Consider the following 22,454-nt stretch of genomic DNA (forward strand, 5'->3'; position numbering starts at 1 on the left):
GGAGGTACGCCAATGCTGGCCGAGCGACTGCGGGCCGTCGCGCCCGACGCACTGGTCGAGGTTGTCGACCACCACGTCCGCTCGGAGCTGGGCGGCTTACGCGCGGACGTGCTGCTGGCCGACTACCGGATCACGGGACTGTGGCCGGTGCTGCGGCCCGACGACCCGACGGCGGGGTTGCTCGCCGAGCAGACCATCGCCGCACGCTGCTTCGCCAGCCAGGACGCGCTGGTGGAGGACGTGCCGGAGACGCCGGGCGTACGCCTGTACGTGCCGCTGTCGGTCTGGGGTGAGCGGCTGGGGATCCTCGTCGCAGACTTCCCCGAGCGGCCCGACGACCTGACCGTCCGGCACTGCCACGTGGTCGCCGACGACCTCGCCGTCGCGCTGCGGGCCGCCGACCGTGACACGGACCGCTACCGCCTGGCCCGACGCCGCCAGCGGCTGTCGATGGCGGCCGAGATGCAGTGGGACCTGTTGCCGGGCCGGTGCGTGACCGACCACGGCTACGTGCTGGCCGGCCAGCTCGAGCCGGCCTACCGGACCTCCGGCGACAACTTCGACTGGGCGATCAACCGCGGCCGGCTGACCGTCACGATCGTCAACGGCAACGGGACCGGCCTGGCCGCCTCGGCGTTGACCTGCCTCGCGGTCAACGCGATGCGCAACGCCCGCCGCTCGGGCGGGACGCTGGTCGAGCAGGCCGAGCTGGCCTCCGACACGCTGTTCGCGGCCCATCACGGCGCGCGACCGGTGGAGGCGTTGCTGCTGGAGTACGACGGCGGCACCGGGCACGTCAAGGCGATCGACACCGGTTCGCCGAAGGCCTGGCGGGTCCGCGGCGGCGCCATCGCCCCGGTCGTGCTCGAGCAGCAGCTGCCGCTGGGCATGTTCGAGGAGACGCGGTACGGCACGCAGAGCTTCGAGCTCGACGTCGGCGACCGGCTGTTCATGGTCAGCGACGGGGTGCACGACGCGTCGCCGGGCGGCCGTCCCTCCTACGGCGAGCGGCACCTGGCCGCCGCGATCCGGGCGGCCCGACTGTCCCCGCCGGCCCAGGCGATCAACTCGGTGATGCGGGCGCTGAACGACTACCACGGGGACGTGGAGCTCGAGGACGACGCCGTCATCGTCTGCCTCGACCGCACGCATCCCGTCAACGGGACCGAAGGCACAGTGGATCAGTTCACGTCAAGGCGCATGGCGGAGGCGGCGTCCGGGTAAGTCAGCGATTCAATCGGCGGAACAACGGTTCCGTCGACTCGGCGAGAGGCGACGGGGATGGACCGCGGGACTAACCTGGCCAGCTCCATCGAGGCGGCCTCGGAGGCGCTGGTGAGCGTCCTCGAGGCGGCCCGCACGCGCCAGGAGTCACCCGTCTCGCCGACCCAGGTCCGGGTCCTTTCCATTATCAACGTGCGCCCCGACACCAACGTCAACCGACTCGCGGAACTGCTCGACGTGGTGCCGTCGTCGGCGAGCCGGCTGTGCGACCGGCTGGAGGCGGTCGGTCTGCTGCGGCGGGCCGCCGACGAGCGCGACCGGCGCGAGGTGCGGCTGGTGCTCACGGCGGCGGGCGCCGCCGTGCTGCGGGAACTGCGCGAACGCCGGGCCCAGGCGGTGCAGGCGGTGCTCGACCGGATGCCGCACCGCTCGCAGCACGACCTGCTGGTGGCCCTGCTGGCCTTCGGGCACGCTGCCGCGCAGGTCCAGGCCGAGTCGACGCAGCCCCGCACCGCCTAGCGCCGCGTTATCAGCGCGATCTCGCGCGCCGCGGCGGTGGCGGTGGCGTCCTGGGCCAGGGTGATCAGCGCTTTCCACAGGGCCCAGCCGCGGCCGCGCTGCCAGGTGGCGTCGTCGACGCCGAGCGCCTCCTTGAAGGCGACGCGGGCGGGCGCGTCGAGGAAGGTCCAGGCGATCACGGTGTCGCAGGCCGGGTCGCCGACGCCGGAGGTGCCGAAGTCGATGACGCCCGCCAGGCGGCCGGCGCGGACCAGCAGGTTGCCGGGCGCGAAGTCGCCGTGGAACCACACGGGGCGCCCACGCCACTCGGCGGCCAGCGCGGCGTCCCACTCGGCGGTGGCGGCGGCGCCGTCGATCCGGCCGTCGAGCGCCGCGATCGATTTCCGGGTCTCGTCGTCGTAGTGGTCGAGGGCCGCGCCCCGCCAGAAGCTGTGCCGCCCCGCGGCCGGCTCGCCGCCGGTGTCGACGCCCTGCAACGCGGTGGCGAAGCCGGCCAGGTCGACCGCGAAGGCGGTCAGGTCGGTGACGGTGTCGCGGCGGGCGGTGTCGCCGTCGACCCAGCGGTTGACCGACCACGGCCACGGATATCCCGCCCCGGGCCGGCCGTGCCCGAGCGGCGCCGGGATCGGCACGGGAAGGTGCGGCGCGAGCACGGGCAGCCAGCGTTGTTCCTTCTCGACGCTGGCCACGTAGCCCTCCGCGCTCGGCAGCCGCGCGGTCATCCCGTCGCCGATGTGGAACGTCCGGTTGTCGTTGCCGCCGACCGCCACCGGCGCCACCGGCAGGTCGGCCCATTGCGGGAACTGCTCGGCGAGCAGTCGCCGGACCAGCGCGACGTCGATGATCACGGCTCGATGATCGCCGTCGCGGCGGTGGGCGGGCAATGGATTAAAGCCGGTCGCCCGAGAGCACGCTGGAGAAGCCGCGGATCAGGCGGAGGTTGGCCTGCCCGCCCAGCGCCGGCGGGATCACCGAGGCGAGCCGGCGGGTGAGCGGGTTGACGGGCTTGTTGGTGGTCTCGCGGGCGGCCATCCGGGAGACGCGGCGCACGCGCCGGGCCCTGGTGCGCTCGTAGGCCCGCAGGTGTGCGGCCGTGCCGCCGGCCTGGATCGCCGCCCGCAGCAGCCAGGCGTCTTCGAGGGCCTGGTTGGCGCCCTGGGCCTGGGAGGGCGGGAAGGCGTGCGCGGCGTCGCCGAGCAACGTGGTGCGGCCGGCGCCCCAGGCATCGGGCACCTCGTGGACGACGTGCGGGAAGCAGCCGAGGTCAGTGTCCGCATAGGACGCGAGCAGGGTGCGCACCGGGGCGGGGTAGGCCGCGAACCGGGCGCGCAGGTCGGGTTCGGCTTCCGTGCTGTCGAACCACCATTGGAGCAGCCCGTTGCCGGCCGGCATGAGACCGACGAGCCCGGCGGGGCCGACGTAGAGGCGCGCCGTCGTGCCGGCCGCGATCTCCGGCAGCACGGGGGTGAGGCCCTGCCAGGTGGTCCAGCCGACCTCCCGGGCCGGCGGCCCGCCCCGGACCGCGGACCGGGCCCCGTCGGCGCCGACCACCACGTCAGCCCGGTGCACCGTCCCGTCCACACCGACCAACGCGGCCCTCTCTGGCCCGCCCTCCGCGTTCGCATTCGACCCGCCCTCGGCGTTCGTGTTCGGCAGGCCTTCGGCATTCGTGCGCTGATCGGAGGGCGCGGCCTTCGCGCGCGCCTTGCCGGCGCCGGCGCTCGCGACAGGATGCCCGTACCGGATGGTGCCGTCGGGAAGTCCGTCGGCCAGGTGGCGCAGCAGCCGGTTGCGCGGCACGGTGAGGACCGGGAAGCCGGTGCGGCGGTGGAGCACCGTGAGGTCGAAGCGGAAGATCGGCCGGTCCCGCTCGTCGCGCGCCTCCAAGCGGTCGATCCGGCCGCCGATCCCGTCCGGCAGCGGCGCGCCGAGCGCGGCCAGCGCCGCCGCGCCGTTGCTGTAGATCGTCACGGCCGCGCCGCCTTCACGGAGGCCCGGCGCGGCTTCCAGCACCCGCACGGCAAGCCCGTCGCGCACCAGGCCGCCGGCCAGCGCCAGCCCGCCGATCCCCGCGCCGGCGATCAGAACGTCCAGCATCTTCGCAGCTTAGAGTGGTGCGGCAAGTGCGGACATCGGGGACAATGAGACATGGCGTCGATGGCAGACAAGATCCGCGATTTCCTCCGCAGCCCCCGCGGCCAGCGCATGGTGCAGCAGGGCCGCGCCCAACTCGCCAAGCCCGAAAACCAGCGCCGGCTCCAGCAACTGGCCAACCGCCTGCGCAGCCGCGGGCGTTAATCCCGAGCGGTTCATGGCCAGGGGCGGCTAGCCTGCCCTGGCCATGACCACGTTGCCGCCCGTCGCGCACCTGCACGTGCACCTCGAGAGTGCCGTGCGGTGGTCGACGCTGGGCGAGATCGCCACGGCCAACGGCATCGCGTTCCCCGACCACCTGCGCGGCGGCGCCCACCGGTTCACGTCCTTCGGGGATTTCTTCGACCAGAACCAGCTCGTACGCGAGTGCCTGCGCCGCCCCTCCGACTTCCACCGGGTCGCGGTCGAGTTCTGCGCGGACCAGGTGGCCCAGGGCGTGGGTTATGTCGAGGTGTCGTTCACGGCGGCCGCGCACGGCGAGCGACTCGGCGACCTCGGCATGCCGCTCGCCGCGGTCCTCGACGGGCTCGCGGAAGGCGGCGAGCGCCACGGCCTCGACTGGAAGGTCATCCTCGACACCTCCCGCCGCCGCTCGGTCGAGCGGGCGTGGCGCACCCTCGACCTGGCCCGCAAACACGACCGCGTGGTCGCCGTCGGCCTGGCCGGCGACGAGGACCACCCGGCCGCGCCGTTCGCCGCGGTCTTCGCCGAGGCGCGGGAGGCGGGCCTGCACGTCGTGCACCACGCGGGCGAGGCGGCCGGCCCGGCCAGCATCCGCGAGGCGCTCGACGTGGGCCTGACCGAGCGCCTCGGCCACGGCATCCGGGTGCTCGACGACCCGGACCTGACCGCCGAGGTACGCGACCGTGCAATCCCGCTCGAAGTCTGCCCGACGAGCAACGTCGCACTGGGCTTCGTGCCGTCCCTTGTGGAGCACCCGTTGCCCCGCCTGCGCGCGGCCGGCCTGACGGTCACCCTCAACACCGACATCCCGGAGATGGTCCACACCACCCTGCGCGACGAGTACGCCGCCGCCGCGGCCACCTTCGCCTGGACCGCCGCCGACCTCGCAGAGCTCGCGCGGGCCTCGATCGACGCCTCCTTCGCCGACGCCGCTACGAAAGCCCGCCTCCGCGGCGAAGGAACGGTCCGTTCTTAACGCTTTCTGCATAGGAACGGTCCGTTGCTAACACGTTCCGCGCGGCGCGCGTTAGCAACGGACCGTTCCTATGCGAAAAGCGTTAGTAACGGGCCGTTCCTTGCTCTGGCCGGGTGGCGGAAGGCCCCTCGCCGTCGCCGACGGTGAGGGGCCTTTCCTCCGGGGGGAGGCCGGAAGCTCTCAGCGGCCGCGGACCGTGGCGCCCAGGACGTCGCGGTTGAGGGCGCCGATGACCGTGAGGGGGATGCCCTTCGGGCAGACGGCCGTGCATTCGCCGGTGTTGGTGCAGCCGCCGAAGTCGGCCGCGTCGTGGGCGGCGAGCATCGACGTGGCGCGCTGGGCGCGTTCCGGCTGGCCCTGGGGGAGGGCGCCGAGGTGGGCCACCTTCGCGGCCGTGAAGAGCATCGCCGAGCCGTTGGGGCAGGCGGCCACGCAGGCGCCGCAGCCGATGCAGGCGGCGGCCTCGAAGGCGGCGTCGGCGTCCGGCTTCGGCACCGGAGTCGCGTGGGCGTCGGGGGCGCTGCCGGTCGGCGCGGAGATGTAGCCGCCCGCCTGGATGATGTGGTCGAACGCGCTCCGGTCGACCACCAGGTCCTTGACCACCGGGAACGCCCGGGCCCGCCACGGCTCGACGTCGATCGTGTCGCCGTCGCGGAAGTGTCGCATGTGGAGCTGGCAGGCGGTGGTCAGCTTCTGCGGGCCGTGCGCCACGCCGTTGATGACCATGCCGCAGGCGCCGCAGATGCCCTCGCGGCAGTCGTGGTCGAAGGCCACCGGCTCCTCGCCGGCCGCGGTGAGCTGCTCGTTGAGCACGTCGAGCACCTCCAGGAACGACATGTCCGGTGACAGGTCGTCGACCTGGTAGGACACCATCGAGCCGCGGCTGTCGCGGTCCTTCTGGCGCCAGATGCGCAGGGTCAGGTTCACGAGTAGCTCCGCTGGCTGGGTGTCTCGTACTCGAAGGTCAGGTTCTCCTTGTGCAGCACCGGGGGAGAGGCGAACTCCCAGGCGCCCACATAGGAGAAGTGCTCGTCGTCGCGGAGCGCCTCGCCGTCGGGCGTCTGCGACTCGGCCCGGAAGTGCCCGCCGCAGGACTCGGTGCGGTGCAGCGCGTCGACGCACATCAGCTCGGCGAGCTCGAAGAAGTCGGCGACCCGGCCGGCCCGCTCCAGCGACTGGTTGAGCTCGGCGCCCGTCCCGGGCACGCGAACCCGCGCCCAGAACTCCGCCCGCAGCGACCGGATCAGCTCGATCGCCTTGCGGAGGCCGGCGTCGGTGCGCTCCATCCCGCAGTACTCCCACATGATCTTGCCAAGCTCGCGGTGGAACGAGTCGACCGAGCGGTCGCCGTCCACCGCCAGCAGCGCCGTGATCCGGTCGGCGACCGCGGACCGGGCCTCGGCCACCGCGGGGTGCTTCGGGGTGAGCTTCTGGAACGGACCGTCGGCCAGGTACGCGCCGATCGTGTTGGGCAGCACGAAGTAACCGTCGGCGAGCCCCTGCATCAGCGCGGACGCGCCCAGCCGGTTGGCGCCGTGGTCCGAGAAGTTGGCCTCGCCGATGACGAACAGCCCCGGGATCGTCGACCGCAGGTCGTAGTCGACCCACAGCCCGCCCATCGTGTAGTGCACGGCGGGATAGATGCGCATCGGCGTCCGGTACGGGTCGTCGCCGGTGATCCGCTCGTACATCTCGAACAGGTTGCCGTAACGTGCTTCCACAGTGGACCGGCCCAGCCGCTCCAACGCGTCGGCGAAGTCGAGATAGACGCCGCGCCCGCCGGGGCCCACCCCGCGGCCGTCGTCGCAGACGGCCTTGGTCGCCCGGGAGGCGATGTCCCGCGGCACCAGGTTCCCGTACGCCGGGTAGCGCCGCTCCAGGAAGTAGTCGCGCTCGTTCTCGGGGATGTCGGCCGGCGCCCGCGTGTCACCGGCGGAAGCCGGCACCCACACCCGCCCGTCGTTGCGCAGCGACTCGCTCATCAGCGTCAGCTTGGACTGGTGGTCGCCGGAGACCGGGATGCAGGTCGGGTGGATCTGGGTGAACGCCGGGTTGGCGAACAGCGCGCCGCGGCGGTGCGCCCGCCAGCTCGCCGTCACGTTGCAGCCCTTGGCGTTGGTCGACAGGTGGAACACGTTGCCGTAGCCGCCGCTGGCCAGCACGACCGCGTCAGCCAGGTCCACCGTCACGGCCCCGGTCTCCAGGTCGCGCACCACGATGCCGCGGGCCCGGCCGTCGACGACGATCAGGTCGAGCATCTCGTGGCGGGTGTGCATCTGCACGGTGCCGAGATTGACCTGCCGCTCCAGGGCCTGGTAGGCGCCGAGCAGCAGCTGCTGACCCGTCTGGCCCCGGGCGTAGAAGGTGCGCGACACCTGGGCGCCGCCGAAGGAGCGGGTGTCGAGCAGGCCGCCGTACTCCCGGGCGAACGGCACGCCCTGCGCCACGCACTGGTCGATGATCTCGACGGAGACCTCGGCGAGCCGGTACACGTTGGACTCGCGGGAGCGGAAGTCGCCGCCCTTGATGGTGTCGTGGAACAGCCGCTCGACGGAGTCGCCGTCGTTGCGGTAGTTCTTCGCGGCGTTGATGCCACCCTGCGCGGCGATCGAGTGCGCCCGCCGCGGGCTGTCCTGGTAGCAGTAGCAGCGCACCCGGTAGCCGAGCTCGCCCAGCGTCGCCGCCGCCGAGCCGCCGGCCAGGCCGCTGCCCACCACGATCACGTCGAGCCGGCGCCGGTTGGCCGGGTTGACCAGCCGACCGGTCGACCGGCGCTTGGTCCAGCGTTCCGCGAGCGGCCCGTCCGGCGCCGCGGTGTCGGCGATCGGGTCGCCTTCGACGAAGAACTCACCCGGGTACGTCATGCGGGTCCCACCCATCCGACGAGTACGGCGAACGGCACCACGAGGAAGCCGGCGCAGAGGAGGATCGCGAAGCCGAGCGCGGCCACCCGGGCCCGCTGCTCGCCTTTCGCGGTGCGCTGGCCGAGCGTGCGCAGGGCGCTGAACAGCCCGTGCCGCACGTGGAAGCCGACCGCGACGACGGCCAGCGCGTAGAACAGGGTGACGGGCCAGCGGCTCGGCGCGAAGCCGGCGGCGACGTTGGCGTAAGGGGTCGCCGGGTTGCCGACCGGGTTGACCGTTCCGACGGTCAGGTCGAGCAGGTGCCAGACCAGGAACAGCAGGATGATCACGCCGCCCCAGCGCATCGTGCGGGCCGCGTAGCTGCCCTGCACCTTGGGCCGGTGGGCGTAGCGGACCGGCCGGGCCCGTTTCGCCCGCAGCGCGAGGGCGGTGGCGGCCCAGGCGTGCCCGACCAGGGCGGCGGTGAGCACGAACCGCTGGATCCACAGGTACCACATGTGCGGCAGGACGGGCGCGCCGATGTCGCGCAGCCAGTGGGCGTAGTGGTCGAACGACTCGGCGCCGAAGAACACCTTGAGGTTGCCGGCCATGTGGGCGACCAGGAAGAGGAGAAGCAGCAGCCCGGTCACCGCCATGACCTGCTTCGCTCCTACCGTCGAGCGGTAGGACCGCGGCGCTTTTGTCGCCACGGCCGCGCGGTCGCGCGTACCCGATGCCACCATGCATCCGACGCTAGGGCGGCCTTAGTGATGCGTCCAATGCATGGCGATAGCAGTGCCGATAGCGCTACGCTATCGAAATGCGCCTGGAGCAGCTGCGGTCGTTCGTGGCGGTCGCCGAACTACGACATTTCACCCAGGCGGCCGTCGCTGTGGGTGTGGCCCAGCCCTCACTCAGTAAGCAGATTCACAGCCTCGAAGCGGAGCTGGGGGCGCCGCTGTTCACCCGGCTGCCGTCCGAGGTGGAGCTGACGCCCGCCGGCGAGACGCTGCTGCCGCTGGCGCAGCGGATCCTGGCGGACGCCGAGACGGCCCATCGGGAGGTACGCAACCTCGTGGGCCTCACCCGCGGCCGGGTCCGACTGGGGGCCACGCCGAGCCTGTGCACCTCGCTGGCGCCACGGGTGCTGCGCCGGTTCCACGCCGCCCATCCCGGCATCGAGCTGCGGGTGGCCGAGGGCGGCTCGCAGGAGCTGGTCAGCGCGCTGTCGCACGGCGAGCTCGACCTGGCGCTGGTGGTGCTGCCGCCGACCGGCATCGACCCGGCCCTGGAGGCCGCGCCGATCCTGGAGGAGGCGCTGGTGGTGGCGGCCGCGGCGGGCACGCCGCTGCCCGACCCGATGCGGATCGAGGACCTGCGCGACCGGCCGCTGGTGATGTTCCGGCCGGGCTACACCCTGCGGGACGACGCGATCGACGCGTGCCGGCGGGCCGGTTTCGAGCCCACGTTCGCCGTCGAGGGCGGCGAGCTCGACGCCGTGCTGGAGTTCGTCGAGGCCGGGCTGGGTGTGGCCGTGGTGCCGGAGATGGTGCTGGCCAACCGGCCCGGCCTGCGCTGCGTGCCCCTCGCCCCGCCGGGCCTGCGCCGCACCATCGCGATCGCCCGCCGCCGCGGCGTCGCCCTGACCCACGCGGCGGCCGCGTTGCGCGACGTACTGCTCGCCGAGGTCTAGGGTCGGCGAACGTGAAAGCTCTGCGCGATGTCGCGGCCCGCATGCTCGGGCGCCCCACGCCGCCCCGGGTGGTCCCGACCGGCTCGGTCCGGCAGCAGCGGCGGATGCCCGCCCCGCTGCGGCGGCGCTCCGACCGGATGCTCGACTACTCGCCCGAGCTCGACGGCCGCGCCGACCCCGGCGAGGTGGTCTGGACCTGGGTGCCCTACGAGGAGGACCCGCGGCAGGGCAAGGACCGCCCGGTGGTCGTCGTCGGCCGTCGCGGGCGCACGATGCTCGGCCTGATGCTGTCGTCGAACGACCGCCGCGACGGCCAGCACGGCTGGCTGCCGCTGGGCGCCGGCTCGTGGGACCGGGACTCCCGACCGAGCTGGGTGCGGCTCGACCGCGTGCTCACCGTCGACGAACGCGGCATCCGGCGCGAAGGCTCCATCCTGGACCGCGGCCGCTTCGACCGGATCGCGGCGAAGCTCCGCACCGACTACGGGTGGCGCTAGGGTCTGTCTCGAAGTCCTGACCGGGCTGCGGCGGACCCAGCCGCCGCCTGGAACCACGCCGGTCACGACCGGATACAACACCGGTATCCGACCGCGCCCGGCGCGGCCCCAGCCGACGCCTGGGCCTGGCCTCGCTCCGGCCATGACTTCGAGACAGACCCTGGCCGCACTGCCAGATCGACGACACTTTCCCGAGGCGGTCTCGGGTTACGGTCGGGCCGTGAGCGAATCATCAACGCATGCACATGTTCTGAGTCGGCGCGGTGTGCTGGCCGGCATGGGCGCCGTCGGCGTGGCCGCGGGCCTCGCGGGCGTCGCCGCCGCGCCCGCTGTCGCCGCCGCCGCGACGCCCACCACCCCGGGCGCCGCGCTGGCCAGCCTGCTGGCCGGCAACGCCCGCTTCCGCTCCGGTCACGGGCGCCACCCGCACCAGACCATCGCCGACGTGCACCGCCTCGCCGCCGGCCAGGACCCGTTCGTCATCGTGCTCGGCTGCGCCGACTCGCGGGTGTCGCCGGAGGTGCTCTTCGACCAGGGCCTCGGCGACATCTTCGACAACCGGGTCGCCGGCAACATCGTCGACCCGGTGGTCACCGGCAGCATCGAGTACGCGGTCGCCGAGTTCGCCTCCCCGCTGCTCGTCGTGCTGGGCCACGAACGCTGCGGCGCGGTGGCCGCGACCGTCGAATCGCTGGAGAGCGGCACGACGCCGCCGGGCTCGATCGGCGCGATCGTCGAGGCCCTGCGGCCGGCCGTCGAGCCGGTGCTGCACGAGCCCGGCGACACGGTCGAGAACGCGGTGCGGGCCAACGTCCGCTACCAGGTGCGCCGGCTCGTCGCCGGGAGCGCCATCGTCCGCGACGCGATCGCGGCCCGCACGCTGCGCGTGGTCGGCGCCCGCTACGACCTGGACACCGCCGCGGTCAGCCTGCTCTGACCCGCGGTGGCGCACCGCCCCTCCGGTCCACCCAGGCCGACCGGCAGGGGCGGTCGCGCAGCGGCCGGGGCAGTGCGTAAAGGTGCGGAAAGCGTTGAGAAGGGGCCCTTCCTTCGCGCGCGGCCAGCGCGAAGCGTGCGTTAGCAACGGGCCGTTCCTATGCGGAAAGCGTTAATAAGGGGCCGTTGCTTCGGTTGAGGCTGTCGGTACGAGGGCGGCGGCCTGGTCGAGTTGGGTGAGCTCTGTCGGGGTCATGGTCGGGTTGGCGCGGCGCATGTCGACCACCCAGGCCAGGGCGCCGGGTGACGGTGGCGGCAGCGCGGATCTGAGCGCCGCGAAGCCGTCGACGGCGATCTCCGCCAGGGCCGGCTCGTGGGTCCACAGCGTCACCTGCGCCATGATCAGCAGCGTCATCGCCACGTCGCGGTCGGGTGAGCCTTCGATGGCGTTCGCCCAGTCGAACAGCACCGGGCCCCGGCTCGTCAGCATGACGTTGTCGGGGTGCAGGTCGAGGTGGATGATCCGCGCGCCCGACGGGTCGGCCGACGGCGGTGGCAGGGCGTGCAGGCGTTCGTGCAGCTCGGCCAGGATCGCGGCGCCGGTCGTGGGGTCGGTGGTGCCGGCCAGGAAGGACGCCAGCAGGGTCTCGCCGTCCAGGCGTTCCATGACCAGGTCCGGGCCGGACGCGTCGTGCACCTTCGGCACCGGGAAGCCCGCCTCGGCCAGGTAGCGCATCAGCGCCGCCTCCCGCCCCGCGTCGCGGCCGTGGCGGGAGCGGCGGAGGACCCGGTCGGGGCCCAGCGCGTACACGTCGCAGTCCCGGCCTGATGCGATCAACTCCATGGGACGCCATCATGGCGGGCCCAGGCCGCCAGGTCGAGGGCGCGCAGCCGGTGCGGGTCGGCCAGCACGTTGATCTCCGCGATCCGGCCGTCACGGACGACGAACGACATGATCGAGATGACCTCGCCGCGCGGGGCGATGACCGCGCCCGGGGTGCCGTTGATCAGGGCCGGCCGGATCGCCGGGAACAGCTGGCCGCCGATCCGGGCCTGGCCGGCCACGGTGGTGGCGCCGCGAATGATCATCGAGATCGCCGGGCGGGCCGTGCCGCCGTCGGAGCGCAGCACCACGTCCGGGTCCAGCACCGCGACCAGCGCGTCGAAGTCGCCGGACCGCGAGGCCGCGTAGAACGCGTCGACCACCGCGCGCTGCCGGGCCAGGTCGGCGTCGGGCGGCGGGGCCGCGTCCTGCACGCGGCGGCGGGCCCGGCTGGCCAGCTGCCGCGTCGCGGCCGGCGAGCGGTCGACGATCAGCGCGATCTCGTCGAACGCGACCGCGAACATGTCGTGCAGCACGAACGCCAGCCGCTCGGCCGGTCCGAGCGTGTCGAGCACCACCAGCAGCGCGAGCCCGACGGCGTCGGCCAGCAGCGCCTCGTCCTCCGGTCCCACCCCCGACGCCGGGCTGACCACCGGGTCGGGGACGTGCGTGTCGAGCGGCAGCTCGGGCCGGGTGGCGCGGGACCGCAGCATGTTGAGGCAGATCCGGCCCACGACGGTGGTCAGCCAGCCGCCGAGGTTGACCACCTCCGCCGCGTCGGCGCGGGCCAGCCTCAGCCAGGCTTCCTGCACCGCGTCGTCGGCTTCGCTGAGCGAGCCGAGCATCCGGTAGGCCACCGCCCGCAGGCGCCCGCGGTGCTCCTCGAAGCGCCGCGCCAACTCGATCTCGTCCACCGGTCACATCCTTCCCCGGCCGCGTGTCATACCGGTAAGAGGGCCAACTCAAAGGGGGAAAAACGGTGGAAAATCCGATTCTGGTGACCGGCGGTACGGGCACGCTCGGGCAGCACGTCGTCGGGCGGCTGCGCGACAAGGGCGCCGAGGTGCGGGTGCTGACCAGGAACCCGCGGCCGGCCGGCGACGGCGTCCACTACGTGGCCGGCGACCTCGAGACGGGCGAGGGCGCGGCGGCGGCGGTCGAGGGCGTACGCACGGTGGTGCACCTCGCCGGCACCCAGAAGGGCGACGACGTCAAGGCCCGCCACCTGATGGCCGCCGCGGCCCGGGCGGGCGTCGGGCACGTGGTTTACATCTCCGTGGTGGGCGCCGAGCGCACCCCGGTGACGAGCGGGGTGGACCGGGCGATGTTCGGCTACGTGGCCGCCAAGCGCGCGGCGGAGGAGATCGTCGAGGCGTCCGGCGTGCCGTACACGACGCTGCGCGCGACCCAGTTCCACGAGCTCGCGTTCCAGGCGGTGGCGGCGATGGCGAAGCTCCCGGTCGTGTTCGCGCCCGGCGGCACGCGGATCCAGCCGATCGCCGCCGACGAGGTCGCCGCTCGGCTGGTCGAGCTCGCGCTCGGCGAGCCGCAGGGACTGGTGGCCGAGATGGGCGGCCCGCGGATCTACTCGTTCGCCGACCTCGCCCGCTCCTACCTGCGGGCCACCGGTCGCCGGCGGCCGATCCTGGCGGTGCCGGCCCCGGGCGGCGCGGCCCGCGCGTTCCGCTCCGGCGCCAACCTGACCCCGGACCACGCGGTCGGTCACCAGACCTGGGAGGAGTTTCTCGCCGAGCGGGTCTCGCGTTAGCGTGCCGGGGTGCGGATCAGGGTGGACGGCGCGGCCTCGCCCGCGGACGGGGTCGCGCTCTGGCCGGCGTACGACGAGATCTTCGGCGACCACCCGTCCTTCGAGAGCTGGCGCGACGGGGTCTGGGACCGGCACCGCCGCCGTTCCGGCTTCCGGCTCGCCCGCGCCCTCACGGCCGGCGGCACGCTGGTCGGGTTCGCCTACGGCTACACGGGCGAGCCCGGCCAGTGGTGGACCGACAACGCCCGCGCGGCGCTGCCGCCGGACGTGGCCGACGCGTGGCTCGGCGGCCACTTCGAGCTGGTCAGCATCGGCGTGGTCGCCGCCGCGCGCGGTCGCGGCATCGGCCGCCGCCTGCTGCGCACGTTGCTCGACGCCACCGATCACGACCGGCTCCTGCTGATGACGACCGCGGACGCCGACGACCCGGCCCGCCGCCTCTACGCCGCCGAGGGCTGGCAGGTCATCGGCCCGGGCATCGGCGCGGCCACGGTGATCATGGGCAGGCGCCGCTGACGGTGGCTGTCACACCGCCTCGGCCGCGTCCATCGCCTTGTAGATGCGTTGTTCCGACACCGGGTAGGGCGTGCCGAGCGCCTGCGCGAAGACGTTGACCCGCAGCTCCTCGATCATCCAGCGGATCTCGGTGACCGCCTCCGCGCGCCGGCGGCTCGGGGACAGGGCGGCCAGCATGGCGTCGTATTCCTTCTGCACCTGGGCGATCCGCGCCTGCCCGGCCCGGTCGCGGGCGGGATCCTGGCCGAGCCGGTCGAGCCGGCGCTCGATCGCCGCGAGGTAGCGCGGCAGGTCGCCGAGGTGCGTCCAGCCGGTCGCGGTGACGAAGCCGGGATAGAGCAGGCCGGTCAGCTGCGCCCGCACGTCGCTGAGCGCGCCCAGCGCGTCGAGGGAGGTCATCCGGCTGATCCGCTGCTCGACGGTGTGCTGCGCCGCGAGCGCCCGCTGCACCCGGTCGACCACCGCGACCACGGTATCGACGAGGTCGGCCCGGACCCGGTCGCGCAACGCCGCGAAGGCCTGCGGGTCCCAGGCCGGGCCGCCGGCCTCGGCCACCAGCCGGTCGACGGCCGCGCCGGCGCAGTCGCGGAGCAGGTCGGGGACGCTGCGGTGCGGGTTGCGGGACAGCGCCAGCTTCTGCGGGTTGGTCAGCCGGCCCTGCAAGAACGTCGCGGGGTTGGGCAGGGTGAGCAGCAGCAGCCGCCGGGTGCCGGCGACCATGGCCGCGGCCTGCTCGCCGGCCGTGTCGAAGACCTCCACCCCGACGGTGGCGCCCTCGTCGACCAGCGCCGGGTAGGCCGTCACCCGGAAGCCGGCCCGGTCCTGCTCCAACGTCGCGGGGAGCGGCCCGATGTCCCAGGCCGTCAGCCCGGTGCGGGCGATGCCGGGGGCGGCGGCGGTGACGGTCGCGCGTACCTCGGCCTTGAGCTGGGCCTGCAACGCCGCCAGGTCCTTGCCGCGGGCCACCTCGCGATCGCCGTCGACCACGCGGTAGGTGAGCTTGAGGTGGTCGGGCACCCGGCCGTAGTCCCAGGCGTCGTGCGGCACCGTCACACCGGTCATCCGGCGCAGCTCGTGGGTGACCGCGTCGACCAGCGACAGCCCGGGCGCCGGCGTGACGCGGGCCAGCACGGCCCGGGCGTAGTCGGGGGCCGGCACGAAGTTGGTGCGGATCGCCTTGGGCAGCGAGCGCAGCAGCGCGATCACCAGGTCCTCGCGCAGGCCCGGAACCTGCCAGTCGAAGTCCTCGGGGCGCACCTGGCCGAGCATCGGCAGCGGCACGTCGATCGTGACACCATCCGATGTGGAGCCGGGTGCGAACTCGTAGGACAGCGGCAACGGCGCCGACTCGGAGCGCCAGACGTCGGGATAGGCGGCCGGGTCGACGTCGCCGCGGCCCGCGTTGACGAGGAACTCCCGCGTGAAGGTCAGCAGCGCCGGGTCGGTGTGCCGGGCCTTCTTCCACCAGGTGTCGAAGTGCCGTCCCGAGACGACGTCGGCCGGGATCCGCTGGTCGTAGAAGGAGAACAGGGTCTCGTCGTCGACCAGGATGTCGCGCCGGCGCACCCGGTCCTCCAGCGCGGCCACCGACTCCAGCAGCGCCGCGTTGTCGCGGAAGAACCGGTGGTTGGTCTGCCAGTCGCCCTCGACCAGCGCGTGCCGGATGAACAGCTCGCGGGACAGCGCCGGGTCGATCCGGCCGTATTGGACCCGCCGGCCGACGACGATCGGCACGCCGAACAGCGTGACCCGCTCGACCGCGACCACGGACGCCTGCTTCTTCTCCCAGTGCGGCTCGCTGTAGCTGCGCTTGACCAGGTGCCCGGCCAGCGGCTCGACCCACTCGGGCTCGATGCGCGCGTTGACCCGGGCCCACAGCCGGGAGGTCTCGACGAGCTCGGCCGACATCACGTAGCGCGGCGGTTTGCGGGCCAGCGCCGAACCGGGGAAGACGGCGAAGCGGGCGCCCCGCGCGCCCAGGTATTCGCGTTTCTCGCCCTCACGCAGGCCGATCTGGGAAAGCAGCCCGGCCAGCAGCGACTGGTGCAGCCGCGCCGGGTCGGGCGACGACGAGGCGACCAGGCCCAGCGACTTCGTCGTCTGGCGCAGCTGCGCCTGGATGTCCTGCCACTCGCGGACCCGCAGGTAGTTAAGGTATTCGGCCCGGCACAGCCGGCGGAACGCGCTCGACGACAGCTCGCGCTGCTTCTCGCGCAGATGCCGCCAGAGGTTGAGGTACGCGACGAAGTCGGAGTCGGGGTCGGTGAACCGGGCGTGCAGCTGGTCGGCGTGCGTGCGGTGCTCGACCGGCCGCTCGCGGGGGTCCTGGATGGACAGTGCGGCCGCGACCACGGTGACCTCGTCGAGGCAGCCGTTGCGGTCGGCCTCCAGCACCATCCGGCCGAGCCGCGGGTCGACGGGCAGCTGGGCGAGCCGCCGGCCCGACTCGGTGAGCCGCTTGGCGTCGTCGAGGGCGCCCAGCTCCTGCAGCAGCGCGACGCCGTCGGTGATGTTGCGCCGGTCCGGCGGGTCGATGAACGGGAACTTCGCGACGTCGCCGAGCCCGATCGCGGTCATCTGGAGAATGACCGAGGCCAGGTTGGTACGCAGGATCTCCGGCTCGGTGTATTCGGGGCGCGACAGGAAGTCCTGCTCGTCGTAGAGCCGGATGCAGATGCCGGGCGAGGTGCGGCCGCTGCGGCCCTTGCGCTGGTTGGCCGACGCCTGCGACACCCGCTCGATCGGCAGCCGCTGCACCTTGAGCCGGTGGCTGTAGCGGGAGATCCGCGCGGTGCCGGGGTCGACCACGTACTTGATGCCCGGCACGGTCAGCGACGTCTCCGCGACGTTGGTGGCCAGCACCACGCGGCGCCCGGTGTGCGGCTGGAAGACCCGGTGCTGCTCCGCGGCGGACAGTCGCGCGTAGAGAGGGAGGATCTCCAGGTGCGGCAGGTCGAGCCGGCCAAGCGCGTCGGCGGTGTCGCGGATCTCCCGCTCGCCGCTCAGGAACACCAGGATGTCGCCGGGCCCCTCGGCGGCGAGCTCGGTGACCGCGTCGCCGATCGCCTGGATCGGGTCGCGCACGACCGAACCGGCGACCTCCTCGTCGTCCTCGTCGTCGACGGCCTCTTCCAGGACCAACGGTCGGTAGCGGACGTCGACCGGGTACGTGCGGCCGGAGACCTCGACCACCGGTGCCGGGTCGCCCGAGGGCTGCCGGAAGTGCTGGGCGAACCGCTCGGTCTCGATCGTCGCCGAGGTGATGACGACCTTGAGGTCGGGCCGGCGGGGCAGAAGTGACGCCAGGTAGCCGAGGATGAAGTCGATGTTGAGGCTGCGCTCGTGGGCCTCGTCGATCACCAGGGTGTCGTAGCGCAGCAGGTCGCGGTCGTTCTGCAGCTCGGCCAGCAGGATGCCGTCGGTCATCAGCTTGACCAGGGTGTCGTCGCCGCCCCGGTCGGTGAAGCGCACCTTGTAGCCGACGGCCCCGCCCAGCGGCACGCCGAGCTCCTCGGCGATCCGGTCGGCGACCGTGCGGGCGGCCAGCCGGCGCGGCTGGGTGTGCCCGATCTGCCCGCGCACGCCCCGGCCCAGCTCCAGGCAGATCTTCGGGATCTGCGTGGTCTTGCCGGAGCCGGTCTCGCCGGCGACGATCACCACCTGGTGGTCGCGGATCGCCGCCGCGATGTCGTCGCGCCGCTCGCTGACCGGCAGCTCGGGCGGATAGGTGATGACCGGGACGGCGGCCCGGCGGGAGGCGACCCGAGCCTCGGCCGCTGCCACCTCGGCCTCGATGGCGGCGATCGCCGCGTCCTTCTTGCCCGTGTCGCGGATCTTGCGGGTGCCCTCCAGCCGCCGGCCCAGCCGGTGCGCGTCGCGCAGGGTCAGGGTGGCCAGGCGGGTCGGCAGCGACGGTGCGGGCGCGTTCATCTCGCGCCCAAGGATAGGCGGGACGGGGTGGATCAGCTCGTGGATATCCGTACGACGTGATCTTTGGCGGTCGGCTCGGTGAAGCGGATCAGCTGCTCACCCTCGGCCTCCACCGCCGCGGCGGCCGCCTTGGTCAGCTTCTCGAAGGCCGTCACCGTGAGCGTCGCCACGCCGCGCTTGGTCTCGGTCGACCACACCCCGGCCACGAGGCCGTCGACGAGCAGCGTCGGCAGCCAGCGCAGGTTGCGGCGGAGATAGACGCGGTCCTTGTAGGCGTCGGGCAGGATCCGGGCCCGGCGGTTGGCGGCGTAGGCCAGCAGCGCGTTGTCGAAGGCCGGCAGGAAGCGGGGCGGCGCGTCCGTGTCGTCGGCCGGCCGGGGCGCGTCGGGCAGGTCCCAGAGCACCCGCCGGCCGCCCGTCTCGCCGAGGGTGACCAGGTCGAGCCGCTCCAGCGCGGCCTTGACCGGCCCGGCCGCGGCGCCCAGCCAGTAGGCGATGTCGTCGGCGCCGGCCGGCCCGAACGCGCCCAGATGCCGGCTGACCGCCGTCTCCCACGCCTTTTCGCTGGTCAGGCGGGCCGGCGTGGGCGGGCCGGCGTGGTAGGCGGCCGGTGTCTTCGCCCCCCACGAGCCGTTGGCCGGCACCTTGACGAAGGCCGGCTGGGCCCGGAACGGCCGCCACTTGTATTCCCGCTGGGCCGCCACCGCCTTGGCGGGCAGCACGTCGGGGTGCTGCTCCACCCACTGCTCCGCGAACGCGGTGAGCTCGTCGCCGGTGCGGGCCTGATCGGCGTACGCGATGGTGGCCTCGAGCATCTCCTGCGCCCGCTCCGGGGTCTCGACGCCGCGCAGCAGCCACCCGCCGACCCCGGTCTCCGCCGCGATCCGCGCCCAGACCGGATGCTCGGCCGCGCTGACCAGGTGCAGCGTGCGACGCATGAGGATGCCGGTGACCACGTCGCCCTTGTCGAGCACGGCCCAGAGGTCGTCGGCGGCGAAGTCGGACAACCGGCTCCACAGGCCGACGGGTGGCGATGACCACTGCTGGGCCTGCAGAGCGCCGATCTGTTCGATAGCCGACACGAGCGGTTTGCCGCTGTGTCGCGTCCCACCAGGGCCCTTGTGCCGGTCGAGCAGGCCCTGGCGGGCCAGCAGCGCACGGTTCAGACCGGCCGTCGTCGCGGTATCTTGGGGAGTTCGCATGGCCCCGGTTTCGCTTCCGGAAGGAACGTCGTTGTCTGAGCGCGTTGATCCTAGTCGCGTCCTCGATCCCACGGACTCGCCTGCCGAGATGGAAGCCGAGCAGAAATATGTGACGGGCCTCTACGACCGGCTCGACGGGATGCGGGCGCTGGCCGAGACGCGCCTGCAGGGCTCCCTCGCCACCACCGGCGGCACGCCGCAGGCCCGGTCGCAGCGCGAGTCGTCGGTGGCCATGTACACCGACCAGCTCGCCCAGCTCTCCGCGGTGGAGAGCGGGCTGTGCTTCGGCCGGCTCGACCCGGAGTCGGGCGCGCCGCTCTACATCGGCCGGATCGGGATCTTCGACGAGGAGGGCGACTACGAGCCGCTGCTGCTCGACTGGCGCGCGCCCGCCTCCCGCCCCTTCTACCTGGCCACCGCGGCCGACCCGCTGGGCATCCGGCGGCGCCGGCACATCCGCTCCAAGGGCCGCACGGTGGTGGCGCTCGACGACGAGGTGCTCGACCTGGCGGAGGCCGCCGGCAGCGCGACCCGCGACGGGCTGGCCGGCGAGGCCGCGCTGCTGGCCGCGGTCGACGCGCGCCGCACCGGCCGCATGCGCGACATCGTGGAGACCATCCAGGCCGAGCAGGACCGGATCATCCGGGCCGACCTGAGCGGCGTGCTGGTCGTCCAGGGCGGCCCCGGCACCGGCAAGACCGCGGTCGCACTGCACCGGGCGGCCTACCTGCTCTACACGCACCGCCGCGAGCTGTCGACGCGCGCTGTGCTCGTCGTCGGTCCCAACCCGACGTTCCTGCGCTACATCTCGCACGTACTGCCGTCGCTGGCGGAGACCGGCGTGCTGCTGTGGACGCTCGGCGACCTCTTCCCCGGCGTGACCGCGCGCGGCGAGGAGCCCGAGCGGGTCGCCGAGATCAAGGGCCGGGCCGCGATGGTCGACGTGCTCGCGGCCGCCATCGCCGACCGCCAGGAGCTGCCGACCGAGCCCACCTCCGTCACGTGGGACGGCGAGGAGCTGACCATCGACCGCCAGCTCGTCGAGACCGCCCGCGCGCGGGCCCGGCGCTCCGGTCGGCTGCACAACCCCGCCCGCGAGGTCTTCCGGGACGCGCTCGTCGAGGGGCTGGTCCAGCAGGCCGCCGCGATCATCGGCACCGACCCGTACGCCGACGACCCGCTCGGTGCGGGCGACGCGCCCGGCGACCCGATGCTGATGGGCGCCGCCGACCTGGCCGACATCCGGGCCGAGCTGACCGGCGAGCCGGGCGTACGGGCGGCACTCGACCGCTACTGGCCGCCGCTGACCCCGCAGCGCCTGCTGCGCGACCTGTTCTCCTCGGCCGACCGCCTGGCCGCGGCGTGCGCCGAGTCGCTCACGCTGGCGGAGGCGGCCGCGCTGACCCGCCCGGCCACCGCGCCGTGGACGCCGGCCGACGCCCCGCTGCTCGACGAGGCCGCCGAGCAGCTGGGCGAGCTGCCCGAGGCGGAGACGGCGGCCCGGATCCAGGCCGAGCGCGTACGCCGCTCCGAGCTCGCCTACGCCGAGGGCGCGCTGGAGATCGCCCGGGGTTCCGCCTCGATCGACGTCGAGGACGAGGACGACCCGGAGCTGCTGCTGGTCACCGACCTGCTGGACGCCTCCCGGCTGGCCGAGCGGCAGGAGGACGACCTGCGCCTCAGCGCGGCCGAGCGGGCCGCCCGCGACCGGAAGTGGGCGTTCGGGCACATCATCGTCGACGAGGCCCAGGAGCTCTCGCCGATGGCCTGGCGCCTGCTGATGCGCCGGGCGCCCAACCGCTCGATGACCGTGGTCGGCGACATCGCCCAGACGGGCGACCCGGCCGGCGCGGCGTCCTGGTCCGAGGTGTTCGCGCCGTACGTGGCCGACCGCTGGAAGCTGGCCGAGCTGACGGTCAACTACCGCACGCCGGCCGAGGTGATGTCGCTGGCCGGCGAGGTGCTGGCCCGGATCGACCCGGCGGCGACCCCGCCCCGTTCGGTGCGCTCCACCGGCGTCGCGCCGGCCCGACGCCCGCTGGCCGACCTGCCCGCCGTGCTCGGCGACGAGGCGGCGGTGATCGGCGAGGGCCGGCTGGCCGTGATCGCGCCGGCGGGACGGGTGGCGGCGCTGGCCGAGCAGGTGCGGGCGGCGCTGCCGGACCTCGCGGTCGCGGTGGGCGACGAGCCCGACCTGGAGAGCCCGGTCGCGGTGCTGTCGGCCCGGCAGTCCAAGGGTCTGGAGTTCGACTCGGTGGTGGTGGCCGACCCCGCCGGCATCGAGAACGAGTCGCCGCGCGGGCTCAACGACCTCTACGTCGCGCTGACCCGTGCCACGCAGCGGCTGACCGTCCTCGAGTGACGGCCAGCCGCCGCGCGGCCCCCCGTTGGCGTTAGGAACGGTCCGTTCCAATCGCTATGCGATTGGAACGGACCGTTCCTAACGCGGGCTCAGCGGAACCGGCGTCCTTCGTCGCGGCGGTAGGCCCAGACCGCGACGGCGCCGGCGGCCACCGTCCACACGGCGAACATGACCAGTGACAACGGACTGGGCCGGAAGTCGCCGACCGCCGCCCACATCAGCTCGACCGCGCCCCGGGTCGGCAGGTACGGGGCGATCGTCGCGATGATGCCGGGCGCCTGGTCGGGTGCGGACATCAGGCCACCGCCGAACGCCAGCGGGAAGAAGATGACCTGGCACACCACCAGGGCCGCCTTCAGCGGCAGGGCGTAGCCGATGGCCAGGCCCATCAGGGTGAACGGCAGGGCGCCGACGAAGACGGTGCCGATGCCGAGCAGCAGGCCGGTGAGGCTGACCGTGGCCTCGGTGAACAGCGCGCCGATCAGCACCACCGGGATCAGCGAGAGGAGCGCCAGCGTCATGCCGGCCAGGATCCGCCCGGTGAACCGGGGGCCGGCGCCGGCGGCCAGGGTGCGCATGTAGCCGTCCCACGGCTGGGACCGGTCCTCGGCCACGCCGACGCCGTAGGTGAACAGGCTGCTGACCATGATGGAGAACGTGACCATCGAGGCAGTGGCGAACGTGGCACCCACCGGGTCGTCGCCGGCGAACGGCACGACGAAGAACAGCATGGAGGCGGCCGGGAAGAACGCCGAGCCGATGAGGGCGATCGGAATGCGGATGGTCTCGAGGAGCTGGTATCTGGCGTGGACCAGGGCGAGCGTCACA

Annotated in this window: 20 protein-coding genes; 10 read left to right on the top strand and 10 right to left on the bottom strand. The window is 73.4% G+C overall.

All coding sequences use genetic code 11. The annotated features are described in order from the left end of the window. Window positions 1–12: 12 nt before the first annotated feature. A complete protein-coding gene (locus O7635_RS20365; RefSeq protein ID WP_278082035.1) occupies window positions 13–1,224 on the top strand; it encodes a PP2C family protein-serine/threonine phosphatase in 1,212 nt (403 codons plus the stop codon). Window positions 1,225–1,281: 57 nt separating this feature from the next. After that, window positions 1,282–1,743 (top strand): MarR family transcriptional regulator, encoded by a 462-nt coding sequence (locus tag O7635_RS20370; protein ID WP_278082036.1) that lies wholly within the window; start codon window positions 1,282–1,284, stop codon window positions 1,741–1,743. On the opposite strand, the gene O7635_RS20375 is transcribed toward O7635_RS20370, so the two are convergent. Next, window positions 1,740–2,591, bottom strand: coding sequence for an aminoglycoside phosphotransferase family protein (locus tag O7635_RS20375; RefSeq protein WP_278082037.1), 852 nt, complete (start codon window positions 2,589–2,591; stop codon window positions 1,740–1,742). The two genes, O7635_RS20370 and O7635_RS20375, sit on opposite strands and share 4 nt — an antisense overlap. Window positions 2,592–2,631: 40 nt before the next feature. Further along, window positions 2,632–3,840, bottom strand: coding sequence for an FAD-dependent monooxygenase (locus O7635_RS20380; protein WP_278082038.1), 1,209 nt, complete (start codon window positions 3,838–3,840; stop codon window positions 2,632–2,634). A 60-nt stretch (window positions 3,841–3,900) separates the two neighbouring features. Here O7635_RS20380 and O7635_RS20385 point away from each other — a divergent pair, with 60 nt between their 5' ends. Continuing rightward, window positions 3,901–4,041, top strand: a complete 141-nt coding sequence (locus tag O7635_RS20385; protein ID WP_278082039.1) for a hypothetical protein — start codon at window positions 3,901–3,903, stop codon at window positions 4,039–4,041. 43 nt (window positions 4,042–4,084) lie between these two features. Further along, a complete protein-coding gene (gene add, locus O7635_RS20390) occupies window positions 4,085–5,056 on the top strand; it encodes an adenosine deaminase (RefSeq protein WP_278082040.1) in 972 nt (323 codons plus the stop codon). Window positions 5,057–5,236: 180 nt separating this feature from the next. Here the strand turns inward: add and O7635_RS20395 are convergent, their stop codons facing one another. The 3 genes from O7635_RS20395 to O7635_RS20405 are packed head-to-tail and all read right to left on the bottom strand — an operon-like array spanning window position 5,237 to window position 8,642. Continuing rightward, complete coding sequence (locus O7635_RS20395; RefSeq protein ID WP_278082041.1) at window positions 5,237–5,983, bottom strand: succinate dehydrogenase/fumarate reductase iron-sulfur subunit; 747 nt, start codon at window positions 5,981–5,983, stop codon at window positions 5,237–5,239. Beyond that, window positions 5,980–7,920, bottom strand: a complete 1,941-nt coding sequence (locus O7635_RS20400; protein ID WP_278082042.1) for a fumarate reductase/succinate dehydrogenase flavoprotein subunit — start codon at window positions 7,918–7,920, stop codon at window positions 5,980–5,982. Before O7635_RS20400 ends, O7635_RS20395 begins: the two co-directional genes overlap by 4 nt. Continuing rightward, a complete protein-coding gene (locus O7635_RS20405) occupies window positions 7,917–8,642 on the bottom strand; it encodes a succinate dehydrogenase cytochrome b subunit (protein ID WP_278082043.1) in 726 nt (241 codons plus the stop codon). The genes O7635_RS20400 and O7635_RS20405 overlap by 4 nt, the downstream gene beginning before the upstream one ends. Window positions 8,643–8,713: 71 nt before the next feature. On the opposite strand from O7635_RS20405, the gene O7635_RS20410 reads away from it, so the two are divergent. The 3 genes from O7635_RS20410 (at window position 8,714) to O7635_RS20420 (ending at window position 11,026) form a co-directional block, all read left to right on the top strand. Continuing rightward, window positions 8,714–9,592 (top strand): LysR family transcriptional regulator, encoded by an 879-nt coding sequence (locus tag O7635_RS20410; RefSeq protein ID WP_278085537.1) that lies wholly within the window; start codon window positions 8,714–8,716, stop codon window positions 9,590–9,592. Between the two features lie 41 nt (window positions 9,593–9,633). Further along, a complete protein-coding gene (locus O7635_RS20415) occupies window positions 9,634–10,089 on the top strand; it encodes a type II toxin-antitoxin system PemK/MazF family toxin (protein WP_278085538.1) in 456 nt (151 codons plus the stop codon). Window positions 10,090–10,309: 220 nt separating this feature from the next. Continuing rightward, window positions 10,310–11,026: a carbonic anhydrase gene (locus O7635_RS20420; protein WP_278082044.1), complete on the top strand. Its 717-nt coding sequence runs from the start codon at window positions 10,310–10,312 to the stop codon at window positions 11,024–11,026. Between the two features lie 171 nt (window positions 11,027–11,197). Here O7635_RS20420 and O7635_RS20425 read toward each other — a convergent pair whose 3' ends face one another. Together O7635_RS20425 and sigJ are read right to left on the bottom strand one after the other, a co-directional pair. Next, the gene (locus O7635_RS20425; RefSeq protein ID WP_278082045.1) at window positions 11,198–11,869 is read right to left on the bottom strand and encodes a phosphotransferase; all 672 of its coding nucleotides are present in this window, start codon (window positions 11,867–11,869) and stop codon (window positions 11,198–11,200) included. Continuing rightward, entirely contained in the window at window positions 11,860–12,753 is an 894-nt protein-coding gene (gene sigJ / locus O7635_RS20430; protein WP_278085539.1) for an RNA polymerase sigma factor SigJ, read from the bottom strand. The genes O7635_RS20425 and sigJ overlap by 10 nt, the downstream gene beginning before the upstream one ends. A 74-nt stretch (window positions 12,754–12,827) precedes the next feature. On the opposite strand from sigJ, the gene O7635_RS20435 reads away from it, so the two are divergent. Together O7635_RS20435 and O7635_RS20440 are read left to right on the top strand one after the other, a co-directional pair. Then, entirely contained in the window at window positions 12,828–13,616 is a 789-nt protein-coding gene (locus O7635_RS20435; protein WP_278082046.1) for an NAD(P)H-binding protein, read from the top strand. A 9-nt stretch (window positions 13,617–13,625) separates the two neighbouring features. Beyond that, window positions 13,626–14,132, top strand: coding sequence for a GNAT family N-acetyltransferase (locus O7635_RS20440; RefSeq protein ID WP_278082047.1), 507 nt, complete (start codon window positions 13,626–13,628; stop codon window positions 14,130–14,132). A 9-nt stretch (window positions 14,133–14,141) separates the two neighbouring features. Here the strand turns inward: O7635_RS20440 and hrpA are convergent, their stop codons facing one another. Both hrpA and O7635_RS20450 read right to left on the bottom strand, forming a co-directional pair. Continuing rightward, window positions 14,142–18,062, bottom strand: a complete 3,921-nt coding sequence (gene hrpA / locus O7635_RS20445; protein WP_278082048.1) for an ATP-dependent RNA helicase HrpA — start codon at window positions 18,060–18,062, stop codon at window positions 14,142–14,144. Window positions 18,063–18,094: 32 nt separating this feature from the next. After that, window positions 18,095–19,264 carry a winged helix DNA-binding domain-containing protein gene (locus O7635_RS20450; protein WP_278082049.1) on the bottom strand — a complete coding sequence of 390 codons (1,170 nt, stop codon included), beginning with the start codon at window positions 19,262–19,264 and terminating at the stop codon, window positions 18,095–18,097. Window positions 19,265–19,352: 88 nt separating this feature from the next. Between O7635_RS20450 and O7635_RS20455 the strand changes: the two genes are divergently transcribed. Then, on the top strand, window positions 19,353–21,626 hold the full coding sequence (locus O7635_RS20455) for an ATP-binding domain-containing protein (protein WP_278082050.1): 2,274 nt from the start codon (window positions 19,353–19,355) through the stop codon (window positions 21,624–21,626). Between the two features lie 89 nt (window positions 21,627–21,715). On the opposite strand, the gene O7635_RS20460 is transcribed toward O7635_RS20455, so the two are convergent. Continuing rightward, on the bottom strand, window positions 21,716–22,453 hold the full coding sequence (locus O7635_RS20460) for an ABC transporter permease (protein ID WP_278082051.1): 738 nt from the start codon (window positions 22,451–22,453) through the stop codon (window positions 21,716–21,718). Between the last annotated feature and the right edge of the window lies 1 nt (window position 22,454).

This window comes from Asanoa sp. WMMD1127, assembly GCF_029626225.1.
Taxonomy (GTDB): domain Bacteria; phylum Actinomycetota; class Actinomycetes; order Mycobacteriales; family Micromonosporaceae; genus Asanoa.